The sequence below is a fragment of the Streptomyces sp. NPDC046859 genome (assembly GCF_040645135.1).
GTDB lineage: Bacteria > Actinomycetota > Actinomycetes > Streptomycetales > Streptomycetaceae > Streptomyces.
On sequence record NZ_JBEYXR010000002.1, the window covers coordinates 124,318 to 147,259 of the forward strand.

The 22,942-nt window shown below is 73.4% G+C and carries 24 protein-coding genes, 1 tRNA gene and 1 pseudogene; 10 read left to right on the top strand and 16 right to left on the bottom strand.

All coding sequences use genetic code 11. The annotated features are described in order from the left end of the window. Positions 1–30: 30 nt before the first annotated feature. The 3 genes from ABZ899_RS02940 to ABZ899_RS02950 form a co-directional block, all read right to left on the bottom strand. Positions 31–1,245, bottom strand: coding sequence for an acyl-CoA dehydrogenase family protein (locus ABZ899_RS02940; RefSeq protein WP_361339850.1), 1,215 nt, complete (start codon positions 1,243–1,245; stop codon positions 31–33). Between the two features lie 5 nt (positions 1,246–1,250). Continuing rightward, entirely contained in the window at positions 1,251–2,285 is a 1,035-nt protein-coding gene (locus ABZ899_RS02945) for a phosphotransferase family protein (RefSeq protein WP_361339853.1), read from the bottom strand. Positions 2,286–2,449: 164 nt separating this feature from the next. Continuing rightward, positions 2,450–2,746: a hypothetical protein gene (locus tag ABZ899_RS02950; RefSeq protein WP_361339855.1), complete on the bottom strand. Its 297-nt coding sequence runs from the start codon at positions 2,744–2,746 to the stop codon at positions 2,450–2,452. 113 nt (positions 2,747–2,859) lie between these two features. Between ABZ899_RS02950 and ABZ899_RS02955 the strand changes: the two genes are divergently transcribed. Continuing rightward, entirely contained in the window at positions 2,860–3,834 is a 975-nt protein-coding gene (locus ABZ899_RS02955; protein ID WP_361339858.1) for an NADP-dependent oxidoreductase, read from the top strand. Positions 3,835–3,857: 23 nt separating this feature from the next. Here the strand turns inward: ABZ899_RS02955 and ABZ899_RS02960 are convergent, their stop codons facing one another. Genes ABZ899_RS02960 through ABZ899_RS02975 form a run of 4 tightly spaced genes read right to left on the bottom strand, consistent with a single transcriptional unit; the run spans position 3,858 to position 6,096 of the window. Then, positions 3,858–4,187 (bottom strand): DUF202 domain-containing protein, encoded by a 330-nt coding sequence (locus ABZ899_RS02960; RefSeq protein ID WP_361339861.1) that lies wholly within the window; start codon positions 4,185–4,187, stop codon positions 3,858–3,860. Then, positions 4,184–4,576, bottom strand: coding sequence for a DUF202 domain-containing protein (locus tag ABZ899_RS02965; protein WP_361339864.1), 393 nt, complete (start codon positions 4,574–4,576; stop codon positions 4,184–4,186). The genes ABZ899_RS02960 and ABZ899_RS02965 overlap by 4 nt, the downstream gene beginning before the upstream one ends. Positions 4,577–4,631: 55 nt before the next feature. Continuing rightward, positions 4,632–5,147: an NUDIX domain-containing protein gene (locus ABZ899_RS02970; protein WP_361339867.1), complete on the bottom strand. Its 516-nt coding sequence runs from the start codon at positions 5,145–5,147 to the stop codon at positions 4,632–4,634. A 46-nt stretch (positions 5,148–5,193) separates the two neighbouring features. Beyond that, the gene (locus tag ABZ899_RS02975) at positions 5,194–6,096 is read right to left on the bottom strand and encodes a DMT family transporter (RefSeq protein WP_361339870.1); all 903 of its coding nucleotides are present in this window, start codon (positions 6,094–6,096) and stop codon (positions 5,194–5,196) included. A gap of 309 nt (positions 6,097–6,405) precedes the next feature. Between ABZ899_RS02975 and ABZ899_RS02980 the strand changes: the two genes are divergently transcribed. The 4 genes from ABZ899_RS02980 (at position 6,406) to ABZ899_RS02995 (ending at position 10,414) form a co-directional block, all read left to right on the top strand. Beyond that, entirely contained in the window at positions 6,406–7,362 is a 957-nt protein-coding gene (locus tag ABZ899_RS02980) for a hypothetical protein (RefSeq protein ID WP_361339873.1), read from the top strand. Between the two features lie 60 nt (positions 7,363–7,422). Continuing rightward, complete coding sequence (locus ABZ899_RS02985; RefSeq protein WP_361339876.1) at positions 7,423–8,970, top strand: APC family permease; 1,548 nt, start codon at positions 7,423–7,425, stop codon at positions 8,968–8,970. 90 nt (positions 8,971–9,060) lie between these two features. Beyond that, entirely contained in the window at positions 9,061–9,807 is a 747-nt protein-coding gene (locus tag ABZ899_RS02990) for a molybdopterin-dependent oxidoreductase (RefSeq protein ID WP_361339878.1), read from the top strand. Next, positions 9,791–10,414, top strand: a complete 624-nt coding sequence (locus tag ABZ899_RS02995) for a cytochrome b/b6 domain-containing protein (RefSeq protein WP_361339881.1) — start codon at positions 9,791–9,793, stop codon at positions 10,412–10,414. Before ABZ899_RS02990 ends, ABZ899_RS02995 begins: the two co-directional genes overlap by 17 nt. On the opposite strand, the gene ABZ899_RS03000 is transcribed toward ABZ899_RS02995, so the two are convergent. The 4 genes and pseudogenes from ABZ899_RS03000 to ABZ899_RS03015 form a co-directional block, all read right to left on the bottom strand. Further along, positions 10,368–11,516 (bottom strand): hypothetical protein, encoded by a 1,149-nt coding sequence (locus tag ABZ899_RS03000; RefSeq protein WP_361339884.1) that lies wholly within the window; start codon positions 11,514–11,516, stop codon positions 10,368–10,370. The two genes, ABZ899_RS02995 and ABZ899_RS03000, sit on opposite strands and share 47 nt — an antisense overlap. A 201-nt stretch (positions 11,517–11,717) precedes the next feature. After that, positions 11,718–12,300 (bottom strand): annotated as a pseudogene (locus ABZ899_RS03005) (SDR family oxidoreductase). Positions 12,301–12,368: 68 nt separating this feature from the next. Beyond that, on the bottom strand, positions 12,369–13,766 hold the full coding sequence (locus tag ABZ899_RS03010; protein ID WP_361339887.1) for a gluconate:H+ symporter: 1,398 nt from the start codon (positions 13,764–13,766) through the stop codon (positions 12,369–12,371). 37 nt (positions 13,767–13,803) lie between these two features. Beyond that, on the bottom strand, positions 13,804–14,322 hold the full coding sequence (locus ABZ899_RS03015) for a gluconokinase (RefSeq protein WP_361339890.1): 519 nt from the start codon (positions 14,320–14,322) through the stop codon (positions 13,804–13,806). A gap of 134 nt (positions 14,323–14,456) precedes the next feature. Between ABZ899_RS03015 and ABZ899_RS03020 the strand changes: the two genes are divergently transcribed. Further along, positions 14,457–15,158, top strand: a complete 702-nt coding sequence (locus tag ABZ899_RS03020) for a FadR/GntR family transcriptional regulator (protein ID WP_361339893.1) — start codon at positions 14,457–14,459, stop codon at positions 15,156–15,158. On the opposite strand, the gene ABZ899_RS03025 is transcribed toward ABZ899_RS03020, so the two are convergent. Next, a complete protein-coding gene (locus ABZ899_RS03025) occupies positions 15,155–15,565 on the bottom strand; it encodes a YchJ family metal-binding protein (RefSeq protein WP_361339896.1) in 411 nt (136 codons plus the stop codon). The genes ABZ899_RS03020 and ABZ899_RS03025 overlap by 4 nt on opposite strands. 86 nt (positions 15,566–15,651) lie before the next feature. Beyond that, positions 15,652–15,736: transfer RNA gene (locus ABZ899_RS03030), tRNA-Leu, on the bottom strand. Between the two features lie 189 nt (positions 15,737–15,925). Here ABZ899_RS03030 and ABZ899_RS03035 point away from each other — a divergent pair. From ABZ899_RS03035 to ABZ899_RS03045, 3 genes are all read left to right on the top strand, one after another. Beyond that, positions 15,926–17,251, top strand: coding sequence for a M20/M25/M40 family metallo-hydrolase (locus ABZ899_RS03035; protein WP_361339898.1), 1,326 nt, complete (start codon positions 15,926–15,928; stop codon positions 17,249–17,251). Positions 17,252–17,379: 128 nt separating this feature from the next. Continuing rightward, positions 17,380–17,613 (top strand): chaplin ChpH, encoded by a 234-nt coding sequence (chpH, locus tag ABZ899_RS03040; protein ID WP_361339901.1) that lies wholly within the window; start codon positions 17,380–17,382, stop codon positions 17,611–17,613. A gap of 144 nt (positions 17,614–17,757) precedes the next feature. Beyond that, positions 17,758–18,585, top strand: coding sequence for a chaplin (locus ABZ899_RS03045; protein WP_361339903.1), 828 nt, complete (start codon positions 17,758–17,760; stop codon positions 18,583–18,585). 86 nt (positions 18,586–18,671) lie between these two features. Here ABZ899_RS03045 and ABZ899_RS03050 read toward each other — a convergent pair whose 3' ends face one another. Then, positions 18,672–18,860, bottom strand: a complete 189-nt coding sequence (locus ABZ899_RS03050; protein ID WP_005485166.1) for a DUF5703 family protein — start codon at positions 18,858–18,860, stop codon at positions 18,672–18,674. Between the two features lie 47 nt (positions 18,861–18,907). On the opposite strand from ABZ899_RS03050, the gene ABZ899_RS03055 reads away from it, so the two are divergent. Then, on the top strand, positions 18,908–19,669 hold the full coding sequence (locus tag ABZ899_RS03055; protein WP_361339906.1) for a hypothetical protein: 762 nt from the start codon (positions 18,908–18,910) through the stop codon (positions 19,667–19,669). Positions 19,670–19,765: 96 nt separating this feature from the next. Here the strand turns inward: ABZ899_RS03055 and ABZ899_RS03060 are convergent, their stop codons facing one another. Together ABZ899_RS03060 and ABZ899_RS03065 are read right to left on the bottom strand one after the other, a co-directional pair. Continuing rightward, positions 19,766–21,910: a helix-hairpin-helix domain-containing protein gene (locus ABZ899_RS03060; RefSeq protein ID WP_361339908.1), complete on the bottom strand. Its 2,145-nt coding sequence runs from the start codon at positions 21,908–21,910 to the stop codon at positions 19,766–19,768. Next, complete coding sequence (locus ABZ899_RS03065; protein ID WP_361339911.1) at positions 21,907–22,890, bottom strand: aldo/keto reductase; 984 nt, start codon at positions 22,888–22,890, stop codon at positions 21,907–21,909. The genes ABZ899_RS03060 and ABZ899_RS03065 overlap by 4 nt, the downstream gene beginning before the upstream one ends. Positions 22,891–22,942: the final 52 nt, after the last annotated feature.

The window sequence follows — 22,942 nt, forward strand, 5'->3', positions numbered from 1 at the left end:
GCGGGGGCCCGAGCCCCCGCACGCGCCCCGCTACAGGTACTTCTTCAGCTCGCGCCGCGCCAGCGACCGCTGGTGCACCTCGTCCGGCCCGTCGGCGATCATCAGCGTCCGCGCCGAGGCGTACAGCTCCGCGAGCGGGAAGTCCTGGCTGACGCCGCCCGCGCCGTACAGCTGGATCGCCCGGTCGAGGATGCCGACGACCGCACGCGGTGTGGCGATCTTGATGGCCTGGATCTCGGCGTGCGCGCCCTTGTTGCCGACGGTGTCCATCAGCCAGGCCGTCTTCAGCACCAGCAGCCGCAGCTGCTCGACGGTCACCCGGGCGTCGGCGATCCAGTTGTGCACCACACCCTGCTGGGCGAGCGCCTTGCCGAACGCCTGACGCGACACCGCGCGCCGGCACATCAGCTCGATCGCCCGCTCGGCCATGCCGATCAGCCGCATGCAGTGGTGGATACGGCCGGGGCCGAGCCGGGCCTGGGCGATGGCGAAGCCGCCGCCCTCCTCACCGACGAGGTTGCCCACGGGCACGCGCGCCTGGTCGAAGACGACCTCGGCGTGGCCGCCGTGGGAGTGGTCCTCGTAGCCGAACACCCGCATGGCACGCCGGATCGTGACCCCCGGGGTGTCCCGGGGAACCAGGACCATGGACTGCTGGCGGCGGATGTCCGCGCCGTCCGGGTCCGTCTTGCCCATCACGATGAAGATCGCGCAGTCGGGATTCATCGCGCCGGAGATGTACCACTTGCGGCCGGTGATGACGTACTCGTCGCCGTCCCGCTCGATCCGGGTGGTGATGTTCGTTGCGTCGGAGGACGCCACCTCCGGCTCGGTCATCGCGAACGCCGAGCGGATCTCGCCGGCCAGCAGCGGCTCCAGCCACTGCTTCTTCTGGCGCTCGTCGCCGAACTGGGCCAGCACCTCCATGTTCCCGGTGTCCGGCGCCGCGCAGTTCGTCGCCGTGGGCGCCAGGTGCGGGGAGCGGCCGGTGATCTCGGCGAGCGGCGCGTACTGCAGGTTGGTGAGACCGGCGCCGTACGCGGCGTCGGGCAGGAAGAGGTTCCACAGGCCCTGGCGGCGCGCCTCGGCCTTCAGCTCCTCCACCACGGCCGGGGTGTCCCACGGCGAGGCCAGCAGGGCGCGCTGCTCCTCGGCCACCGCCTCGGCCGGGTAGACGTGCTCGTCCATGAAGGCGAGCAGCCTGGCGCGGAGTTCCTCGGTACGCGCGTCGAACGCGAAGTCCATGTCCGTCAGCCTTCCTGGATGCCGTCGCGAAGCGTGGTCAGACCGTGCTGGATGAAGACCGGGACCAGGTCGCCGATGCGGTCGAAGCCGCGGCCGACCGTCTGGCCCAGCGTGTAGCGGTAGTGGATGCCCTCCAGGATCACGGCGAGCTTGAACCAGGCGAACGCCGTGTACCAGGACACCGCGGAGACGTCACGGCCCGACCGCTCGGCGTACCGCTGGATCAGCTCGGTGGGCGTGGGGTGGCCGGCCGCCTCGGCGGTCGTGGAGACCGGGGAGTCGGGCGCCCCGAGCGGCATGCTGTACATCACCAGCAGGCCCAGGTCGGTGAGCGGGTCGCCGAGGGTGGACATCTCCCAGTCGAGGATGGCCTTGATCCGGTCGTCCGGGCCGATCAGGACGTTGTCCAGGCGGTAGTCGCCGTGGATCACGGTGGGGGCGGGCGAGTCGGGCAGCCGGCGGCCCAGCGTCGCGTGCAGCTCGTCGATCCCGGCCAGCTCGCGGTTGCGGGAGGCGTCCAGCTGCTTGCCCCAGCGGCGCAGCTGCCGGTCCAGGAAGCCCTCGGGGCGGCCGAAGTCCTCGAGGCCGACCGAGGCGGGGTCCACCGCGTGCAGTCCGACGAGGGTGTCCACCAGGGACAGCACCGCGTCCCGCGTGCGCTGCGGGCCGAGCGGGGCGAGCTGGTCCGCGGTGCGGTAGGGGATGCCCTCGACGAACTCCATCACGTAGAACGGCGCGCCGAGCACCTCCTCGTCCTCGCACAGCAGCAGCGGCCGGGGAACCGGCACGCTGGTCGGGTGCAGCGCGCTGATGACGCGGTGCTCGCGCTTCATGTCGTGCGCGGTGGCGAGGACGTGTCCCAGCGGCGGGCGGCGCACGACCCAGCGGGAGGTGCCGTCCGAGACGGTGTAGGTCAGGTTGGACCGTCCGCCCTCGATGAGCCGGCCGGTCAGCGGGCCCTGCGCCAGACCGGGCAGCTCGCGCTCGAGCAGGCCGTGCAGCCGGTCGAGATCGAGTCCGGGCGGATGGTCGGGGCTCATCATTGCTCCTCGGGACGGGTGAATGTGACCCGACTTATGATGCCGACCAGTCGGTATGTAGTCCAGAGGGTCGCCCGAACGTGATCGGGCCCACGATAGGCGACAGCTCCCGGGCGGAGCGCCAGGGAGCTGTCCGGGGGTGCGTTCCGCCGGGCCCGGTGGGCTCAGTGGTCGTCCCAGTGCCCGTCGTGCGCCGCGTGCCGGTGCCCGTCGTGCAGATAGTCGACGTGGTCGCCGTGCGGGACGCTCTCGTGCCCGCAGCCCTCGCCGTGCCGGTGGCCGTGGTCGTCGTGGGTGACGTGGTGCTCGCTGACGCACTCGTCCCAGTGGCCCGCGTGCTCGCGGTGCAGATGCCCGTCGTGCGCGTAGTCGGTGTGGTCGCCGTGCGGCACCGGGGTGTGTCCGCAGCCGGGGCCGTGGACATGCGTGTGGGCGGCGTGTTCGACGTGCTGGATGGTCATGGTGCTCACCTTCGGAAGGAGCGGAGTCCGACGGCGCCCAGGCTGCCACGCGAACGGTGCATATCGGGGTATTCCGCTTGCGCGGCGTCCCCCCGCCCCGGAGGGTCGGACCCATGAAGGCCATCAGCTACTCACGCTACGGCGGGCCGGACGTGCTCGCCTACGGGGAGGTCGACGACCCCCGGGTCGGTGTCGACTTCGTGCTGGTCGAGGTGCGGGCGGCGGCGGTGAACCCCGTGGACTGGAAGTGCCGCGAGGGTCACCTGGACCAGCTGATCGAGCCCGTCTTCCCGGTGGTGCCGGGCTGGGACGTGAGTGGGGTCGTCGTCCAGCCCGGACTGGCCGTCCCGGAGTTCGCCGTCGGCGACGAGGTCATCGGCTACGTACGCCAGGACGTCCTCGCGCACGGCACCTTCGCCGAGTACGTCGCGGCGCCCGTGCGCACCCTCGCGCGCAAACCCCGCAACCTCACCTGGGAGGAGGCGGCCGGGCTGCCCCTCGGGGGGCTGACCGCCTACCAGGCGCTCACGAGGACGCTCCAGGTCAGAAGGGACGAGACCGTCCTTGTGCACGGGGCGTCCGGCGGGGTCGGCTCCCTCGCCGTCCAGCTCGCCCGGCACGCGGGCGCCCGGGTGATCGGCACGGCGAGCGCCCGCAACCACGACTTCGTGCGCGGACTCGGCGGCGAGCCGGTCGAGTACGGCGAGGGGCTGGCGGAACGGGTGCGCGGTCTCGCGCCGGAAGGGGTGACCGCCGTTCTCGACACGGTCGGCGGCGACGCCCTGAAGGTCTCGGCCAACCTGCTGGCCCCCGAGGGGCGCCTGCTCTCGATCGCCGACCCGGACGTCGTCGCCTACGGCGGCCGCTACCACTTCACCCGCCCCGACCCCGAGGACCTGCTGCGGCTGTCCGAGCTGGCGGAGCAGGGCGTCGTGAGCGTCCGCGTCGCGCGGACGCTCCCCCTGGAACAGGCGGCCGAGGCGCACCGCCTGAGCGAGGAGGGCGGGACATCCGGCAAGATCGTGGTGACCGTGGACCGGGAGACGCAGGACACGACCCCGCCGGGGCTGTGGGAGAAGACGGACTGACCGGGCCGCAGACCGGTTCGGGTTCAGAGGAGCAGTCCCGCCCCGCAGACCGCCAGGGCCACGGTGACCAGGGCCGCGGCCGTCGCGTGCCGGGGGGTCAGCGCCCGGGGTTCGGCCGACGCGGTCAGCAGTCGGATCCTGTGGTGGGCGAGCGCCAGGAACCCCAGCCACAGGACGCAGCACAGGGCGCCGACGACCGCACCGGTCACCGAGACCCCGCCCCGCAGCGCGCTCTTCGCGGCGAGGACGGCGGCCACGGTGGCGGCCAGCGTCGTCCGCCGCCACGCCAGCCGCGTCCGCTCGGGCTGGAGCCCGGGGTCCCGTACGGGTCCGGCCGCCGGGCCGGCAGTCACGTCTCCCACCCGACGAGCACCACGAAGACCATCGCCACGGCCACCAGCGCGATCACGAGGCCGAGCAGCGCCGGGAACCGGGACACCGGAAGGTCCTCGTCGCGGCGCATCGCCCGCTCGCAGCGCACCCAGTGGTTGACGGCGCGCAGCGCGCACAGCACACCGGCCGCCAGCAGCGCGAGCGCGAGCCCGACGCGCCATCCCCAGCGCAGGTCGGGCAGGAACTGGTCCACCGCGAAGCCGCCGCCGACCAGCGCGAGCGCGGTCCGCAGCCAGGCGAGGAAGGTGCGCTCGTTGGCCAGCGAGAACCGGTAGTCGGGCGTGGCGCCCTCCCGCCGGATCTGCTCCGGCGCGAACCACAGCCGGACGTTGCGCACGATCTCGATCACACGCACGACCCTAACCGGGCACGGGCGGGAGGGCCCGGCCGGTGCCGCCCACCGGTCAGCCGGCCGCCCGGTGCGCCCGCAGCCGCTCGTACGCCGCCGTTCCGTCCGGCACCCACGGCCACTCCGGGAGCCTGCGCTCCAGTTCCCCGTCGGTCAGGAAGCCGTGCCAGGCGACCTCCTCGGCCTGGGGCTCCACCGGCAGCGTGCAGCGCACCTCGTACACCGCCGACCACCAGGTCTGCCCGGCGCCGTCGTCGTAGAGGAACTTGAAGAGGAACACCGGCCGCGGCAGGCCGCTCACGCCGAGCTCCTCCTCGGCCTCGCGCAGCGCCGCGGCGTCGTACGTCTCGCCCGCGCCGACCACCCCGCCGACGAACATGTCGTAGTGCGAGGGGAAGACCAGCTTGGTGGGGGTGCGCCGGTGCACGAAGAGACGGCCCTCGGCGTCCCGGGCCTCGATGAAGACGCAGCGGTGCCGCAGCCCCCGGGCGTACGCCTCGCCGCGCGGGGCCTGCCCCACCACCCGGTCCTGCTCGTCGACGATGTCCAGGATCTCGTCAGCAGCGCTCATGGGGCCCATCCAAGCAGGAGGGGCCCCGGTGCGTACGGGCGGCGAGTCAGCTCAGCGGAGCCGGGACCGCGGCCGTGGTGCGCTCGGGCTGCCGGGTGCCGCAGGGCATGGCCTGGTGGGTGCCGAGCAGGATGATGCCGACGACGATGCCCGCGAGGCCCGCGGACTCCCAGGCCAGCGCGCCCGGGTCGGTGCGCAGCCGGTCGCCGAGGAAGCCCACCCCGCACAGGATGCCCGCCAGCGGCTGGGCCGCGGTCAGCGCGGGCAGCGACATGCGCAGCGACGCCGTCTCGAAGGCGCTCTGGACGAGCACCAGCCCGGTCAGGCCGAGCGCGACGATGGCGTACGGCTGCCAGCTGGTCATGACCGCGGTGAGGCCGCCGTCCGCGAAGCGCTGCCCGGTCATCCGCGTCAGCGCGTCCTGCACGCCGTACAGGAGGCCGGCGGCCGTGGCGAGCAGGGCCGGGCCGGCGTTGAGCCGTGAGCGTCTGGCGTACCCCGTCAGCAGCAGGGCCGCCCCGACCATGACGCCGATGATCAGCCACTGCCGGAACGAGCCGCCCGCGGCCGAGCCGCCCTGGGGCTGCCCCGCCATGATGAACGCCGTCACCCCGCCCGCGAGGAGCGCGAGGCCCGCCCAGCCCTGGCGGCCCAGGGGCTGCCTGGTCTGGCGGCGCGAGAGCATCAGCGCGAAGAGCAGGTTCGTGGCGAGCAGCGGCTCCACCAAAGAGATCTCGCCCTGGCCCAGCGCCATCGCGCCGAGGGCCATGCCGACCACCATGAGACCGATGCCGCCGAGCCAGCGCGGGACCTTCATCAGGTCGAGCAGCAGCCGGGGGGAGAGGTAGTCGTTGAGCGGAGCCCGCTGGGCGACGTTCTGCTGGAGTACGAAGCCGAAGCCCAGACAGGATGCGGCGGCGACGGCGAGTATGAGGATCTGGAGCGACACGCTGCGTACCTCGATCATCCTGCCGGGGGAGGGGACGGGGTGCGTAAAGGCCGACTGTAGCGACCTCAGGCCCGGCATGCGCGTCCTACGAGTGTGCGGCACCGAGTACCCCGTCGCCATGACCTACGCCACACAGTCTCAACAATTCGTATCATTTCGGGCATCACTTGAGCAACAACTGCCCCATGGATCACGGAAGTTGACGCGTGTAGCCCCCTGAGCGGCCCTTGACGCAGACCCTTGGCGGGGGGTTTGCTGTGCGTGACCACCTGATGACAGCCCACGATGTGCTCCCAGGACCCGGAACCGGTGTCGCCACCCCCACCCCCACCCCCTCTCGGTCGCGGGCGCAAGCGCGGCGGCCACCCCTTCGACGCGGCACTGGACGACGCCGAGCTCGCCGCCGCCCGCACCGCCCTCTCCCAGGGGCGCTGGCAGGCGGTCCGCTCCCTGCTCGCCCGTACGGGCGACGACTGGGACCGCAGAGGGCACCGCGCCACCGTCCTCGCCGCGGAGCCGTACTGCGCCGCCTGGACCCGCGACTGGCTGCTCGCCGAGCCCGACTCGGGCGACGCCACCGTCCTGCTCGCCCTCGCCCAGGTGCGGCTCGCCCTGCGCGGCAAGGAGAAGCCGCCCCGCGCCCGTGACGCCTGCCACCGGGCCGCCGCGCTCCTGCCCGCCGACCCCACCCCCTGGCTGGGCCTGCTCATGCTGGAGTGCGCTCTCGGCGCCGAGCCGGAGCTGTGGCACTGCTTCGCCGAGGTGCGCGCCCGGTACACCGACCACCACCACGCCCACCACCTGGTGGTCGCCCGGCTCGCGGAACAGCGCTCCGCGGCCGGCGCCGACCCGATGCACGAGGTGTACGGCTTCGCCCTGGACGTCGCCCAGCGAGCCCCCGCAGACTCGCCGCTCGCCGTCCTGCCGGTCGTCGCCCACACCGAGCGCTACCGCGTCCTCGCGGCGGCGGGGCACGAACCCCGGGACGCGGCCGCTTCCGGGCACTGGACCGGCCGCCGGGCCCGCCAGGTGATGCGCTCCGCCTTCGACTGGTGGCTGGAGTGGGAGCAGGAGGGCCACCCCCGCCGGCTGATCGACCTGAACTTCCTCGCCCACGCGAAGGTCTGCGCGGGCCGGGGCGCCGAGGCCGCCGCACTGTTCCACCGCATCGGCGACCACGCCACCCCGTCACCGTGGTCCTACCCGGACCGCGACCCGTACTCCGCTTTCCGCGCCGCCCGCGACACCGCGCTCGGCACGGCCTGAGAGCGGCGGACCCTCAGGACACACCCAGCGCCACCCGACCCGACGAAGGACGGACACTCGATGACGACGGGCAGTTCCAGCATCAGCAGCGCCACCGCCGGTGACGGCGGGATCCATACGTTCAAGGGGCAGGACCGCGCCCTGCGCGCCGACCGGCTGGGCACCGCGGGCCTGCTGCTGTCCGTGCTCGCGGCGACCGCGCCCCTCATGGTCGTCGCGGGTGTCATGCCCACGACTTTCGGGGTGATGGGCGTGGTCGGGCAGCCGCTGCTGTTCGTGATCCTCGGCCTCGTCCTCGCCCTCTTCAGCGTCGGCTACGCCGAGATGAGCCGGCACGTCCACAACGCGGGCGCCTTCTACGCCTACATCTCCCGCGGCCTCGGCGGCACGGCCGGCGCCGGCGCCGCGATGGTCGCGCTCGTCGCCTACAACGCCCTCCAGGTCGGCATCTACGGCATCTTCGGCTTCGAGGTCTCCGGGCTGTTCGCCACCTACCTCGACCTGGAGATCGCCTGGTGGATACCGGCCCTGCTCGCGGCGCTCGCCGTCGGCGCGCTCGGCTGGCTGAAGATCGACCTGAACGCGCGCGTGCTCGGCGTGCTGCTGGTCGTCGAGGTCGTCCTCGTCGTGATCTTCGACGTCGCCGCGATCTCCGGTCCCGCGAAGGAGGGGCTGTCGCTGCACGCCTTCAACCCCGACACCCTCACCGGCGCGGGCATCGGCACCGCCCTGTGCTTCTGTGTCGCCGCCTTCCTCGGCTTCGAACAGGCGCCCGTCTACGCCGAGGAGACCAGCCGCCCGCACGTCCTCGTGCCCCGCGTGATGTTCCTGGCCATCGGCGGCATCGCGGTGTTCTACACCGTCAGCTGCTGGGCGTACACCGTCGCCACCGGGCCCTCCGCCGTCGTCGGCACCGCCCAGGAGCAGAGCGCCGGCATGCTCTTCCTCCTCACCGGGGACCTCCTCGGCGAGACCTTCACCGACGTCCTGCACGTGCTGTTCGTGACCGGCATGTTCGCCGCCATGCTCAGCTTCCACAACGTCGTCGCCCGCTACGCCTTCGCCATGGGCCGCGAGGGCCTGCTGCCCGCCGCCTTCGGCCGCACCAGCGGCGCCAGCGGCGCCCCCGGCACCGGCTCGCTCCTGCAGACCGGCGTCTCGCTGGTCGCCGTCGCCGCCTTCGCGCTCACCGACGACAAGCCGGCCGGCGACCCCACCGCACCCGTCCTGCACCTGTTCACCTGGATGGGCAGCCTCGGCGCGCTGGGCGTCACCGCCCTGATGGCCGCCGCCTCGGTCTCCGTGATCGCCTTCTTCGTCCGGCGCGGTGCCGCCGCGGCCCAGTTCTGGCGGCTCGCCGCCTCGGCGCTGTCCGTCCTGGCACTGCTCTTCATCGTCGTCCACACGGTCAAGGACTTCGACGTCCTGATCGGCGCCGGCCCGGGCTCCGCCCTGAGCTGGGTCCTGCCCTCGGTCATCGCCCTCGCCCTGGCCGCCGGGGTCGTCCAGGGTCTGCTGCTGCGCTCGCGCGCCCCCGAACGGCACGCGCGCCTCGGCCTGGGCAACGAGGCGTTCCAGCTCGACAAGGCCGCCGAGGAGACCTCGTGATCCGGCGCTCCGCACCCGACAGATGACGGAAGTCTGACGAACACCCGCGATCCCTGGCTCCGCCCGGGCCGCGGGTGTTCGAATGAGGGGGTGAACCCCGAACAGCCCGGCGCCCCCGAGGCGGAGGGCGAGGAGCGGGGCCGGCCCATCGGCCGCCGCGTCCTCCTCGGCACCCTCGGTCTCGGCGTCCTCGGCGTGGCCACCGCGCCCACTCTGCAACGCGGCCTGGAGTCCTTCCTCGCCGGAGCGTCCGACAAGGACCCCACCGGCCTGACCGACCTGCTGCCCAACGGCGGCGGCTTCCGCTACTACTCGGTCACCTCCTCCGTCCCCCGGAAGAGCGCCACCGGCTACCGCCTGACCGTGGACGGCCTCGTCGACCGTCCGCACTCCTACACGCTGGCCGACCTTCGAGCCCTCCCGCAGACCCGGCTCGTCCGCGACGTCCAGTGCGTCACCGGCTGGCGGGTCCCCGGTACCCCCTTCGAAGGCGTACGGCTGTCCCGGCTGCTCGACGCCGCCGGCGTGCGCCCCGGCGCGGGCGCCGTGCGCTTCACCTGCTTCGACGGCGCCTACTCCGAGAGCCTCACCCTCGACCAGGCCCGCCGCTCCGACGTCCTGGTCGCCCTGCGCATGCGGGACGAGGACCTCGGCCACGCCCACGGCGGCCCCGCGCGCCTCTACGTCGCCCCCATGTACTTCTACAAGTCCGCCAAGTGGCTCTCCGGCATCACCGTCACCCGGGACGTGCGGCCGGGCTACTGGGAGGAACGGGGCTACGACGTCGACGCCTGGGTCGGCCGCTCGAACGGACGCGACGATGCCCCCACGAGTTGACGCGCTCCGCCCGGCCACGGAGGTGCTCCGCTTCACCCCGGCCGCCCGCCGGGTGCACCGTGCCACCGCCGCGCTGATGGGCGTGTGCGTGGTCACGGCGGCCTGCCTCTACATCCCGCAGTTCGCCGAGCTGGTGGGCCGCCGCGAACTCGTGGTCCGCGTCCACGAGTGGGCCGGTCTCGCCCTGCCCGTGCCCGCCCTGGCCGGACTGGTCTCCCGCGCCTTCCGCCGCGACCTGGGACTCCTCAACCGCTTCGGCCCCCACGACCGGATCTGGCTGCGGTCCGTCCTGCGCCGCGACCGGCGCCCCGGCTCCCGCCCGGCCGGCAAGTTCAACGCCGGGCAGAAGATCTACGCCTCCTGGCTCGCCGGGGCGACGCTGGTGATGCTCGGCACCGGCCTGCTGATGTGGTTCACCGACCTCACCCCCCTGCGCTGGCGCACCAGCGCCACCTTCGTGCACGACTGGCTCGCGCTCACCCTCGGCGTCGTCCTCGCCGGTCACGTCGGCATGGCCCTGGCCGACCCGGAGTCCCGCCACGGCCTCCGCACCGGCACCGTCAGCCGCGAGTGGGCCGAGCGGGAGCACTCGGCGTGGCGCCCGTGACCTGTTCCAGCCCTCCCCGCGGCGCCCCCGGCCGAGCGAACGACATGACCCCGGCCGGCACCTCGGCCGACGGCGCCTGCACGTCCTGACCGCCGTCGGTGTCCTGTTCGGGTTCCGGGTCGGGGAGCACGTCCGGCAGGGCGATCGTGAACGCCTGTGGCAGGCGCACCTCGTCGCCGCCGTACCGGAGGGACACGTCCACCGGGCCCGGCCCGAGCGCCGGGACCACGACGGACAGGACGGCCGTGTCGCCGGAGCGCGGTCCCAGCACGGGGACGCCCGGCACCTGCCGGCCCCCGACGGTCACCGTCGCGGCCCGCGGCAGTTCGGCGGGGTCGAAGTAGGCGTCCGCCAGCTCGATGCCGATCACCTCGGCGGGCCGCGCGGTGCCGTCGCCGCCCGTGTCCACGCCCGCGATCCGGTACCCGCACGCCGGGGTCCCGCCGGCCGGCGTCCGCAGCCGCACGGTCGCGCCGGGGCTGCGCCGGTGGAAGTCGAGCAGCCCGCCCAGCACGGCGTAGGCGGCACGCCCCTTGCAGGATCGCACCTCGCCGGCCAGGGCCGCGTGGTCCCGGCCCGCCTGCTCCCAGTCGCCGCCCTCGCCCTGCACGGCCAGACAGGCCGACGACAGGGCCCGCAGCAGGGTCCACTCGTCGCCGTCCGCCGGCTCGGGCACACCGTCCAGCGCGGTCCCGCACGCGGCGGGGTCCCGGAGCCGGTCGTACACGCTCGCCGGGTCGGCGGTGCCGTCGAGGTCGGGTGAGCCGGGGCCGGGCGGCAGCCAGGCGGGTGCCACGACGTGTTCGCGGCTCTCCGAGGGGGCGGGGCTCGCGGACCGGCGCGACGGGGCGCCGTCCGCGACGGCACCGGACGTGCCGGTGACCGCGGGCGCGCCGATGTGCCCGTCCGGGCGCTGACGGGTGGAGGGGGAGGGCGAGGCCGTCACCGGCCCGGGGGAGGGCCCGGCGGTCACCGCCGGTCCGCCGCCGCCCCCGCCGTCCGCGCGGTCGCCGCCCTCCAGGCCGGTGAAGGCGGCGGCGGCCACCGCCACCGCGCCGACGAACAGCAGCCCCGAGATGCGCATCCCGAGGGAAACCGCCATGAGACCCCCCGACGTCCGTGCCCCCGACGGCCGCGGCGGCCTCCGGGGGATCACCACATCATCGGGCCCCGCGCGCTCCGGGGGAAGCCGTGAGGACATCGACAGGGCGCCGATAGGGAACCTTCCGGGCATCCGGGACAGGATCACGCGAGGACCGGCGGAACCGGGCCGGTCGCCGGAGCCCCGCTCACAGCACGGGCGTCATGCCCCGTCGACGTACAGCACCTGCCCGACGACGACGTCCGCGGCCGGCGAGGCGGGGAACAGCGGTCCGCCGACCAGGTCCTCGATCCGGCCCCGGCGCCCGGCCGGGACGCGTCGCCGCACCCGGGCGCTGGACTCGGCGTCCTCGACGGGGCGCCGGGTCAGCTCGGCCCCGATGCGGCCGGGGCCGAGTCGCCGACCTGGACGCCGTGCGAGCCCCGGTCGGCGCACCTGCCCTTGGTGAGCATGGTGAGCACGCCCTTGGCGGCGGCGTAGGGCGCGACGCCCGGCCGGACGACTTCGCTCCGCGGCGAGCAGATGCCGACGATCTCGCCTTGGCCGCGTTCCGTCATCCGCCGGGCGGCCTCCCGGCCCCCAGGAACGCGCCGGTGAGGTCGGCGTCCAGGATGTCCAGCGGGCCCACCCGCTCGTCGACGTCCGCGATCGGCGGCCCGGACGAGGCATTCGCCGTCCCGTCCGTCGAGGACGACCGTGCAGCCGACCTCGGCCGGGCCACGGGCGAGCGCACGGCCCTGGTGCCCCGGCTGGAGCCGGGGACCAGGGCCGTGCGCCCGGAGATGCCGTGCGCCCGGAGATGCCGTGCGCCCGGAGATGTCGAGCAGCGGGTGGGCCGCCGGCGCCGTACCCCTACAACACCAGGGACAGCAGCAGGACCGTGCCGCCGGCGACCACGGAGATGATCGTCTCCATGACGGACCAGGTCTTGATGGTCTGCCCGACGTTCAGCCCGAAGTACTCCTTCACCAGCCAGAACCCGGCGTCGTTGACATGGCTGAAGAACAGCGAGCCGGCGCCGATGGCCAGGACGAGCAGGGCCGCGTGCGTGGTCGACATGTCGGCCGCCAGCGGGGCGACCAGACCGGCCGCGGAGACCGTGGCCACGGTCGCCGAGCCCGTCGCCAGCCGGATCGCCACCGCGATCAGCCAGGCCAGCAGCAGCGCGGGGATCGACCAGTCCTTGGAGATGTCCAGGACCATCTGGCCCACGCCGGTGTCGATCAGCGTCTGCTTGAAGCCGCCGCCGGCGCCGACGATCAGCAGGATGCCCGCGATCGGCGCGAGGCTCTTCTCGACGAGCGGCGAGACGCGTTCCCTGCCGAACCCGGCCGGCCGCAGCAGCGTGAAGATGCCGACGAGCACGGAGGCGAGCAGGGCGATCAGCGGCGAGCCGACGACGTCGAAGACCCGCTGGACGGTGTTCTCCGGGTCGTCCACGACGATGTCGACCAGCGCCTTGGACAGCATCAGGACGACCGGCAGCAGGATCGTCGCCAGGGTGGCGCCGAAGCCGGGACGCTTCTTCAGCACCTCCGAGGCGCGCTGCGGGATCATCCGCTCCGGCGCCGGGACGTCCACCCAGCGCGCGGCGAACTTCGAGAACACCGGACCGGCGATGATCACCGTCGGTATCGCGACGAGGACGCCGAGCGCCAGGGTGACGCCCAGGTTGGCGCCGACCGCGTCGATCGCTACCAGCGGGCCGGGGTGCGGCGGGACCAGACCGTGCATCACGGACAGACCGGCCAGCGCCGGGATGCCGACGCGCATGAGCGAGTAGTTGCCCCGCTTGGCGACCATCAGCACGACCGGGATCAGCAGGACGACGCCGACCTCGAAGAAGAGCGGCAGTCCGATCACGGAGGCGATCAGCACCATCGCCCAGGGCATCGAGCGGCCGCCCGCCTTGGCGAGGATGGTGTCGACGATCTGGTCGGCGCCGCCGGAGTCGGCCAGCATCTTGCCGAGGATGGCGCCCAGGGCGATCAGCACGCCGACGCCCGCGACCGTGGAGCCGAGGCCGGTGGTGAAGCTGGCGATGACCTTGTCCAGCGGCGCGCCGGCGATCGCGCCGAGCGCCAGCGACCCGAGGGTCAGGGACAGGAAGGCGTGGAGCTTGAACTTGGTGATGAGCAGCACGATGACGGCGATGCCCACCAGGACGGCGACACCGAGCTGAGCGTGTCCCGCCGAGGTGATGGGCTCGACGGGGTCCGCTGCCAGCATCTCGACGCTGAGTCTGGTCACGGGTGTTTCCCTTGCAGGTACGGGGTTGGGGAGGGGGTTACACGGTCGGCTCGGGGAGCGCCGTCAGGGCCGTGACGGCCCGTTCGGTGATCTCCTCGGGGGTGCCGGCCACGTCCACGGCGACGCCCGCCTCGTCCTCCTGGAGCGGCTGGAGGGTGGCGAACTGGGAGTCGAGCAGCGCGGTCGGCATGAAGTGCCCCTGCCGGTGGGACATCCGGTCCTCGATCACCGCGCGGTCACCCGCGAGATGTACGAACACGACGTCCGGCGCGGCGGCCCGCAACCGGTCGCGGTACGAGCGCTTCAGCGCGGAGCAGCTGACCACTCCTCCGAGCCCGGCCCGGCGGTGCGCCCAGGCGCCGATGGCGTCGAGCCACGGCCACCTGTCGTCGTCGTCGAGCGGGGTGCCGGCCGACATCTTGGCGATGTTGGCCTCGGAGTGGAAGTCGTCGCCCTCGGCGTAGGGAACGCCGAGGCGGGCCGCGAGCAGGGGACCGATGGTGGTTTTCCCGGTGCCCGCGACGCCCATGACCACGACGACATGGGGGGTGTTCATCGCTGCCTCACTGTCTGTCCTCGTCGACACGTGATGTCGACGCACACTGAAACCCATTAGGTACGACGAATCAAGAGTCTGTGACATATAAGTCTGACTTTTTGTTCCCGTGATCCGGCCCGTACGCTGAGTGCATGAGTACAACGGGCCGGGGGCTGCACGGCCGAGTACTGGACTCCCTCGGCCCCGCGATCACCGCGGGCGAGTATCCGCCGGGCAGCGTTCTGCGCACGGACGAACTCGCCCAGCGCTTCGATGTCTCACGCTCTGTGATGCGCGAGGCGGTACGCGTCCTGGAGTCCATGCACCTGGTCGAGTCCCGCCGCCGCGTCGGTGTCACGGTCCGCCCCAAGGCCGAGTGGAACGTCTACGACCCCCAGGTCATCCGCTGGCGGCTGGCCGGTGCCGACCGCCCGCACCAGCTGCGTTCGCTCACCGTGCTGCGCTCCGCCGTGGAACCGGTGGCGGCGGGCCTGGCCGCCAAGCACGCCACGGCCGGGCAGTGCGCCGAACTCACCGAGTGCGCCCTCGGCATGGTCGCCCACTCACGCGGCCACCAGCTGGAGGGCTACCTCCTGCACGACATCGCCTTCCACCGCGTCATCCTCAACGCCTCGGGCAACGAGATGTTCGCCCGGCTCGGCGACGTCGTCGCCGAGGTCCTGGCCGGCCGCACCCATCACGAGGTCATGTTCGAGGACCCCGACCCGGCGGCGGTCACCCTGCACGTCCAGGTCGCCGAGGCGGTCCGCGCCGGCGACGCCGTCCGCGCCGAGCACCTCACCCGCGAGATCGCGGTCGGCGCCCTCCAGGAGCTCGACATCCTGGCGCCCTAGCTGAGGAACTCCCCGTCGACGTACACCCAGGCGCCGTCCACCCGCTCGAACCGGCTGCGCTCGTGCAGCGATCCGCCGCGGAACGAGGCCCGGAAGGTCACCGTCCCCGTGGTGTGGAACGCCGAGCCGTCCGCCGTCCCGAGGATCTCAAGACCCGTCCACCGCGTCCCCGGATCCAGCTCCAGCCGGCCGGGCCGCGTCCGCGGATGCCAGGTGCGCAGCAGATACGGCACCTCGCCCCGGACGAACGCGCTGTACCGCGACCGCATCAGCGCCTCGGCGGTCGGCGCGGCCGCCGCCCCGGAGTGGAACCGCCCGCAGCACGCCTCGTAGGAACCGGGCAGCCCGCACGGGCACCCGTCCGAGGACCTGGACACGGAGGAGGGACGGGCGGCACGTCGGGACATGGGCCCCATTGTGCCGGTCCGGCCCGCGCGCGACGAACCCGCCCACAACGAGAACAGCCCCTCACCAGGAGGGGCTGTCCGATCTGTGTCCGAGGGGGGACTTGAACCCCCACGCCCGATAAAGGGCACTAGCACCTCAAGCTAGCGCGTCTGCCATTCCGCCACCCGGACAAGGTGTCTGTCGCGCGGGTCTCCCTCGCGGCGACAGAGAAAACACTACCAGGCTTTCGAAGGGCCCCCGATCACCCCCCGGAGCGGCGTGAACGGCGTGTGACGAGGCGCGGCCGGTCTTGGGCCGTGCCGGGCGGAGAGAGAGGATGAGGGGGACCCACCAGCAGTGACACCGCGGGAGGAAGCAGCGTGAGCGACACGGACACGACCAGGAGCGTCACCGGCGAGGACGAGGTCGTGGACCTCTGCCGCGAGCTGATCCGCATCGACACCAGCAACTACGGGGACCACTCCGGCCCCGGCGAGCGCGCGGCGGCCGAGTACGTCGCCGAGAAGCTCGCCGAGGTGGGCCTGGAGCCGAAGATCTTCGAGTCGCACCCGGGGCGCGCCTCCACCGTGGCGCGCATCGAGGGCGAGGATCCCTCCCGGCCCGCGCTGCTGATCCACGGCCACACCGACGTCGTCCCGGCCAACGCCGGCGACTGGACCCACCATCCGTTCTCCGGCGAGATCGCCGACGGCTGCGTGTGGGGGCGCGGAGCCGTCGACATGAAGGACATGGACGCGATGACCCTCGCGGTCGTCCGCGACCGGCTGCGCAGCGGCCGCAAGCCCCCCCGGGACATCGTGCTCGCCTTCCTCGCCGACGAGGAGGCGGGCGGCACCTACGGCGCCCGGTTCCTCGTCGACAAGCATCCGGACCTCTTCGAGGGCGTCACGGAGGCCATCAGCGAGGTCGGCGGGTTCTCGTTCACGGTGAGCGAGGAGCGGCGGCTCTACCTGATCCAGACGGCCGAGAAGGGCATGCACTGGATGAAGCTGACCGTGGCCGGCACCGCCGGGCACGGCTCGATGATCCACCGCGACAACGCCATCACCGAGCTGTCGGAGGCCGTCGCGCGGCTCGGCCGGCACAGGTTCCCGGTCCGGGTCACCAAGACCACCCGCGCCTTCCTCGACGAACTGGGCGACGCGCTCGGCACCGAGCTCGACCCCGAGAACATGGAGGGCACCCTCGCCAAGCTCGGCGGCATCGCCAAGCTCATCGGCGCCACGCTCAGCAACACGGCCAACCCGACCCAGCTGAACGCCGGCTACAAGGTCAACGTCATCCCCGGCGAGGCCACCGCGCACGTCGACGGCCGTTTCCTGCCCGGACACGAGGAGGAGTTCCTGGCCGACCTCGACCGCATCCTCGGACCGAACGTGCGGCGCGAGGACGTGCACGCCGACAAGGCCGTCGAGACCGGCTTCGACGGCGCCCTCGTGGCCGCGATGCAGTCCGCGCTGGTCGCGGAGGACCCGGCGGCCAAGGCCATCCCGTACATGCTGTCCGGCGGCACCGACGCCAAGTCCTTCGACGACCTCGGCATCCGCGGGTTCGGGTTCGCCCCGCTGAAGCTCCCCCCGGAGCTGGACTTCGCGGGCATGTTCCACGGGGTCGACGAGCGCGTACCGGTCGACGGGCTGCGTTTCGGGGTGCGGGTGCTCGACCGGTTCATCGACGCGTCGTAATTCGACCAGGGGTACGGGATGTGATCTGGACGGGTGAACACGCTCATAGGGTCGTAGCTCTATTAACCGCTCCTCGTTACAGGTGATGCGATCAGCAAGTGAGATCGCTTTGCCAACAAGGAGGAACAATGATCAAGAAGGTCGTCGCTGCTGCGGCTGCCACCGGTGGGCTGGTTCTCGCGGGCGCGGGCATGGCCGTTGCCGACTCCGGTGCCCAGGGTGCCGCCGTGCACTCCCCGGGCATCGTGTCCGGCAACGTGATCCAGGCTCCGATTCACGTCCCCGTGAACGTCTGCGGCAACACGGTCTCCGTGATCGGGCTGCTGAACCCCGCCTTCGGCAACACCTGCATCAACAAGTGACGTTGTGTCTCGCCCTGTGACCAGGGCTGAGCCGTCGGCCCCGGAGTGCGTGCCATGCGCTCCGGGGCCGACCGGCCTTTACGGAACGTCGGCCGATCTCCCGACGTGTCTTCTCGGAACAAGGTCGAAGGCAGGTATCCAGCAATGCGACAGGTCACCCGCAAGGGCCTGATGACCGTGGCGGCGGCGACCGGGGTCATCGCGGCCGCGGGCGGCGCCGCGCACGCCACCGGCTCGAGTGCGCACGGCTCCTCGTCCCACTCGCCCGGCGTGCTGTCCGGCAACTCGGTGCAGGTGCCGGTGGACGTGCCGGTCAACGTCTGCGGCAACACCGTCAACGTGGTGGGCGTCCTCAACCCCGCGGTGGGCAACAGTTGCGCCAACAAGGGCGGCTCGGGCGCCAAGGCCGACGGGCACGCCAGTGACTCGCCGGGCATCGGCTCCGGCAACCACGTTCAGGTCCCGGTGCACGTGCCGGTCAACGTCTGCGGCAACACGGTCGACGTCATCGGCATCGGCAACGCGGCCGAGGACAACGACTGCGCCAACGGCGGCGGCCACCAGAACCCGCCCGGTTCGCCCGAGGAGCCGGGCAACCCCGGCAACCCGGGGAACCCCGGCAACCCGGGGAACCCCGGCAACCCTGGTGAGCCCGGTAACCCCGGAGAGCCGGGCGACCCCGGAGAGCCGGGTAACCCGGGGAACCCCGGCAACCCCGGTGAGCCCGGCAACCCGGGGGAGCCGGGCAACCCCGGTGAGCCCGGCAACCCGGGTACGCCCGAGGAGCCGAACACCCCGGGCGGCGGCTCGCACGGCAACCAGCCGGGCGCCCACTTCGTCACCCAGCCCCAGGGCGACGCCCAGCTCGCCCACACCGGCAGCGACGTCCCGATGGGCCTCGTCCTGCCGGTCGGCGCCGGCGCGCTGCTCGCGGGCGCGGTCCTGTACCGCAAGACCCGTCAGTCCGCCTAGCAGGACACAGCGGACCGGTACGAACACGGCGGGCCCCGTCCACGCGGGGCCCGCCTCCGTTCCGTCCGTCCCGTCTGTGGCTCAGCTCACCAGGTGGCCCGCACCTGGCGGATGATCCGGCGGCGCAACCGCACCCGGCGGCTGCCGTCGCGCAGCAGACTCAGGCGGTCCAACTCCCAGTGTCCGTACTCGGCATGGTCCGTCAGCAGACGTGTGGCGTCCTTGCGGGAGACCCCGCGCGGTACGTACACGTCGACAAATTCGTATTCCGGCATCGCATCTATTGTGCGGGCTGGGGCCCGGTACGGATAGCGTCTGCACTATGTCTGATGCTGTGCAGCCCACCGCTGCCGAGGTACGCGCCGCCGCCGAGGCGGTCAAGACCGCGCTCGACCGCCACCTGGCCGCCGTCGAACGCCGGTCGGGTGAGGACGACCCGGCCGTCTACGAGGCGTTCAACGAGTTGGCCGCCGCCGCCGAGGCCTACGACGAGCTGCTCTACGACCGCTACGACGAGGTCACCCCCTTCGAGATCCCCGGCACCGAGGACGCACTGCCCCCGTACACGGGGCCCGAGGAACCGAGCGCGGTCAGCGTGCTGATCCGGCGCGACTACTCCGTGGTGGAGCCGCAGCGGCTGATGGCCCAGGCCGAGCGGATCGAGGCGGCGGACTACGACGGCGCGGACGGGGACGCCTCGGGCACCGTGCACGGAGCGCTGGGGGTGCTGTTCGGCGAGTTCGAGCCGGACGAGATCGCGTCCCGGCACAAGGAGTTCGGTCTGGAGGAGGGCGACTCGACGCTCTGGGTGACCGCGTCGGACGAGCAGGCCGACCCCGGCGAGTGGCTGGAGGCGCCCTTCGACGGCGCCGACCCGCAGCGGGTGATCTGCCGCTTCGACGTGAGCACCGTCTTCGACGACGACCTGGAGGACGTCGACGAGGCGGAGGACCCCGACGAGGACGCCGACGACGACCTCGAGGAGGAACTCGACACCGAACCGGACGAGGCCGGAGACGAGGACGACGGAGACGACGACGAGGCCGAGCCCCTGGACGCGGACGACGACGTGGACCGGCGCTGAAGCGCCGCCCGCGCCCAAGCGACAGGCGACGACGGCGGCGGTGGTCACGGAGAAACCCTCCGTGACCACCGCCGCCGTCGTGAGCGGACCGTCAGGTCACGCCGGCGTCGGCACCTGCGGCCGCAGCAGCGCGGCCAGCCGGGTCGTGCGCGGCTTCGCCGGGACCTCGGCGACGGCCCGGGGCAGGGCCTGCTCCACGCCGTGGACGACGGACAAGTGGCGGTCGGCGCGGCTGAAGGCCGTGTAGACCCAGGGACGGCTCAGCGCCTGGGCGGCGTCACCGGGCAGGACCACGACGACCGCCGGCCAGCGGCCGCCCGCCGCCTGGTGCGCGGTGAGCGCCCAGCCGTGCCGTACGGACTGCTCCACCCGCGCCCTCGGCACGAGCACGGCCTCTCCCGCGCAGGTCAGCCGCAGCCCCTCGGTGTCGGCCCCCACGACCTGCCCCGGCACCGTACGGCCCGGCGCGGGGGAGTAGGCGACGCGGTCCCCGGGGTCGAAGCCGCCGAAGCGGCCCGGGCCGGGGTTGAGGCGTTCCTTGAGGGCGGCGTTGAGCGCGCGTGTACCGGCCGCGCCGCCGTGTCCCGGCGTGATCACCTGGGTGTCCTCGGGCGAGACGCCGATCGCCCGCGGCACCGAGTCCGCGACGAGCTGCACGGTGCGGTGGACAGCCTCACCGGCGTCCCGCACCGGCACGATCACGACCTCCTTGCCGGGGGCCTCCACCTGGTTGAGCTCGCCGATGCCGATGCCGGACACCAGCTCGCCCAGCGGGCCGGGATCAGGGCGCCGCGAGGCGAGCTGCGGGCAGACCCGCGCCGCCAGCAGATCGGCGAACACCCGGCCCGGGCCCGCCGACCACAGCACTCCGGGGTCGCCGGCCAGCACCAGCCGGGCGCCGTCGGGCAGCGACTCGGTCAGGAGGGCCGCCGTCTCGACATCCAGCACCGGCGCGTCCAGCACGATCAGCAGGTCCAGGTCGAGGGCGCCGTCCGCGTCCCTGCCGGGGCCCTCCGCGCCGGAGAGCAGACCGGCGACGGTCGCCACGGTCCCCCCGCCCCCCGCGTCCGGCCCGTCGGACAGGGCCGTGAAGCGGTCCCGGCCGCCCGGGGTGTGCGCGGCGGCCCAGGCCCGCAGCCCCAGCGCCCCCGCCGCACGCAGCAGGGCCGCCGGCTCGGCCAGCGACGCCTCCCCGCCGGTGTGCAGGACGAGGCCGTGCGCGGCGACCGCGCGGATCAGCTCGGCGGCGGAACCCGCGCCGCTCGCCGCCCCCTCCCAGTCCTCGGCCGAACCGTCCTGCTTGGGCGCCGAGTTGATCAGCCGGGCCAGTCCGTCGGCGAGGCTCTCCTCCGCGAGGGCGTACCGCTCGAGGCCGACGAGGACCCGGACCGGGCGCTCCTCGTCCTCGCCCGCCCCACCGCCCGCCGCGGCCGGGGCGGCCTGGGCGCCGGGCTCCTCCAGGGCGTCCTGGAACGCCAGGGCCTCGCCCTCGGCCAGCGTGTCCTGCACGGCCGCGTCCGGGTCGGGAACCCCCTGCCGGGCGAGCGCGGCCGTCAGCGCCGGCAGCTCCAGCGCCGTGTGCCCGGCGATCGCGGCCTGTTCCAGCAGCCATCCGGTGACCGCGCGGCCGCGTCGCTCGTCGTCCGGTGCGCACTCGGCGCCGAGCAGCGCCCGCGCGAACCCGTCCGCCTGCTCGGGCCGTACGCCGGCGACCCGCAGGAGCTGCCACGGGTCCTCCCGCAGTGCCTGCGCGGCGGTCTCGCCGAGGACCGCCGCCACCTGCGGGGCGAGCCCTTCCGGGGCGCCGCCCTCGGTCAGCACGCCCCGCACCGCCTCGACGCTCTCCGCTGCCGGCGCCGCGGGGGCGCCCGGCTCGGCCACGGGCTCGAGGCGGCGCACCGGCTCGGGCGCGGGGCGGCGCGGCGGCTCCGGCTCGCTGAAGACGGTGGCGGCGGGCTTGGCGCCGCTCTCCACGGCCCGCACCGCGGCCAGCAGGTCCGCGGCCTTGCCGCTGAGCTTGGCCCCGGCGGCCACGGGCGCCTGCTTCTCGGCCTTGCGCCGCTCGATCCGCTCCCGCTCCAGGCGCTGGGCGGCGAGCTCGGCCTCGGCCTCCGACAACTGCTTCGCCGCGTCGCCTTCGGCCGCGGGGGCCGTGCCCTCCGGCCCCTCGGTGCCGGCCGGCTCGTCCGCCGGCGTCCCCGGCTCGGCGTCCTCCGTGCTCTCGGGCGGCTCCGTGCTCACAGCGTGCTCCAGTCGTGATCGGGGTAGTGGTGCACGGGCGCGGAGACGTCGTCGAGCGCCCGGCAGATCTCGTCAGGAAGACTAAGGTCCTCCACTGACAACGCGGCCGTGAGCTGCTGCGAGGTGCGCGCGCCTACGACGGGGGCGGTCACGCCGGGCCGGTCCCGGACCCAGGCGAGGGCGACCTGGAGCGGGGAGACGGCCAGCCCGTCGGCGGCCGTCTGCACGGCGTCCACGATGCGGCTCGCCGTGTCGTCGAGGTAGGGGGCGACGAACGGGGCCAGGTGCTCCGAGCCGCCGCGCGAGTCCGGTGGCGTCCCGTTGCGGTACTTGCCGGTCAGCACGCCTCGGCCCAGCGGCGACGACGGCAGCAGGCCGACCCCCAGGTCCAGCGCGGCGGGCAGCACCTCACGCTCCACGCCCCGCTGGAGCAGCGAGTACTCCAGCTGCGTGCTCGCCAGCCTGGTCCGGGTGCCCGGCGCCGCGAGCTGCCAGGTGGCCGCCTTGGCGAGCTGCCAGCCGCAGAAGTTGGAGACGCCGACGTAGCGGGCGCGGCCGCTGGACACCGCCAGGTCGAGGGCGTGCAGCGTCTCGTCGAGCGGGGTGTGCGGGTCGTAGGCGTGGATGTGCCAGATGTCGACGTACTCCGTGCCGAGGCGGGCCAGCGAGGCGTCCAGCGCGGAGAGCAGATGGCCGCGCGAGCCGTCGACCCTGCGGTCGGGGTCGGGGACGCTGCCCGCCTTCGTCGAGATGACCAGGTCCCGGCGCGGGACGAGCCCTTCCATGAGCCGGCCCAGCAGGTACTCCGCCTCCCCGTCGCCGTACACGTCGGCCGTGTCCACGAGGGTGCCGCCCGCCTCCCAGAACGTCTTCAGGAGGTCCGCCGCGTCGTGCTCGTCGGTGTCCCTTCCCCAGGTGAGGGTGCCGAGCCCGATCCGGGACACGCGCAGGCCGGTGCGGCCGAGATGCCTCTGCTCCATGGACGCCGAGATTACTGGCCAGAACCTGACCTGTGGGGGCCTGTGGATGACC